Genomic DNA, 506 nt, shown 5'->3' with positions numbered 1-506 from the left:
ATTGTTGTTCCTTCTACTTTTGTCTCATAGCCGTCAACTTTTACTTCACTTACTGTGTACTCGTACTCTTTTCCTTGTTCATCGTACTTCGGTAGATCTTTGAAACTGAACGTCCAGTTTCCTTCTTTATCTGCTTTTACTTCTTCTGTTTTAAATTCTGTTCCATTTTGAAGCAGTTGAACCTTGATACTTCCTGGGCGTGTACCAAACTTATTGTCGTAGTCTTCCCATACTTTCTTACCATTTACTTCTGTTGTTTCTGTATTCTTGTAAGTATTCGTAATCGTCGTTCCTTCTACTTTTGTTTCATAGTCTTTCACTTTTACTTCACTTACTGTGTACTCAAGCTCTTTTCCTTGTTCATCGTACTTTGGTAAATCTTTGAAACTAAATGTCCAGTTTCCTTTTTCATCTACTTTCACTTCTTGCGTTTTAAATTCTGTTCCATTTTGAAGCAGTTGAACCTTGATACTTCCTGGGCGTGTACCAAACTTATTGTCGTAGTC

At 36.4% G+C, this 506-nt stretch carries 1 protein-coding gene; it reads right to left on the bottom strand.

Translation table 11 applies throughout. The features are described 5' to 3' along the window. Positions 1 to 506, bottom strand: a 506-nt coding sequence (locus PDL00_RS34705; protein WP_270733852.1) for a Cna B-type domain-containing protein, incomplete at both ends; no start/stop codon positions are given.

Source organism: Bacillus cereus group sp. TH152-1LC (assembly GCF_027710505.1).
In the GTDB taxonomy this organism is placed as follows: Bacteria; Bacillota; Bacilli; order Bacillales; family Bacillaceae_G; genus Bacillus_A; species Bacillus_A mobilis.
The sequence above is the reverse complement of the archived record's forward strand: the minus strand, read 5'-3'. Positions and strand labels throughout refer to the sequence as shown.